Raw genomic sequence first — 1,280 nt, forward strand, 5'->3', positions numbered from 1 at the left:
GGGACTGCTGCATGATCGGGTGACAGCGGGGTTTATGCAGCCAGGGCTGCGGGTGGGGTCATGATGGTCTCGTATTCGACGGGGGTCAATCGTCCCAGGCGTCTCTGGCGCCGACGCCGGTGGTAGGTCCGCTCGATCCAGGTGACGATCGCTATCCGCAGCTCCTGGCGGGTGGCCCAGGTGCGGCGGTCGAGGACGTTCTTCTGCAGCAGCGCGAAGAAGCTCTCCATGGCGGCGTTGTCGCCGGCGGCCCCGACGCGGCCCATCGAGCCGACCAGGCGGTGCCGAGTGAGTACGGCAGCAACCTTCCGTGATCGGAACTGCGAGCCGCGGTCCGAATGCACCACGCAACCGGCCACCTGGCCGCGGCGGGCGACGGCAGACTCCAGCGCAGCAACGGCGAGGCGGGACTCCACCCGGGCGTCGATGGAGTAGCCCACGATGCGGCCCGAGTACACGTCCTTGACGGCACACAGATACAGCTTGCCCTCGCTGGTCGCGTGTTCGGTGATGTCCGTGAGCCACAGCCGGTTCGGCCCGTCCGCGGTGAAGTCGCGCCGCACCAGGTCGTCATGGACCGGCGGCCCGGACTTGGCGTTCTTCCCGCGGCCCCTACGTTTGCCGAAGGCACTCCACCAGCCGTTGTCCCGGCAGATCCGCCAGGCGGTCCGCTCGGCCATCGCCTCACCGGCCGCGCGGGCCTCGTCGAGGAGGAAGCGGTGACCGAACTCGGGATCGTCGAGGTGCGCGTCGAACAGAGCGTCGGCCCGGTATGCCTCGGCGAGCTCGGAATCGGTGACCGGAGAGGCCCGCCACCGGTAGTAGGGCTGGCGGGCCAGATTGAGCACCCGGCACGTCACCGCCACCGGCACCCGGTGAGGGGCAGCGGCCGCGGCCAGCTCGCGGACGAGCGGGTACATCATTTTGCCGGCAGGTTCGCCTGCGACAGATACGCTGCAGCCCGGCGCAGGACCTCGTTCTCCTGCTCCAGCAGGCGGATGCGCTTGCGGGCCTCGCGCAGCTCGGCCGACTCACCCGACGCTGTCGCGGGCCTGGCGCCCTCATCGCTGTCCGCACGGCGCAGCCACTTCGACAGAGTGATCGGGTGGACGCCGAAGTCGGCGGCGATCTGTTCCAGCGTGACGCCGGGCTCGCGGTTGCGCGCGACCCGCACGACGTCCTCGCGGAACTCCTTCGGATACGGCTTGGGCACTGCAACATCCTTCCAGGCCGCCTCTCAGCAAGCCAGGTCAGGTGTCACTCATCCGTGCAGCAGTCCC

1 protein-coding gene is annotated in these 1,280 nt (G+C 69.5%); it reads right to left on the reverse strand.

Going from position 1 to position 1,280, the window contains the following annotated elements; genetic code table 11:
- Nucleotides 1-32: 32 nt before the first annotated feature.
- Nucleotides 33-1,213 (reverse strand): IS3 family transposase gene (locus ACFU5F_RS42400; protein WP_383899033.1). Its coding sequence is split into 2 segments (ribosomal slippage): nucleotides 33-926 and nucleotides 929-1,213, totalling 1,179 coding nucleotides; the frame shifts between segments, so codons are not numbered across the junction.
- Nucleotides 1,214-1,280: the final 67 nt, after the last annotated feature.

The organism is Streptomyces sp. NPDC057438 (assembly GCF_042802995.1).
Classification (GTDB): Bacteria; Actinomycetota; Actinomycetes; order Streptomycetales; family Streptomycetaceae; genus Streptomyces.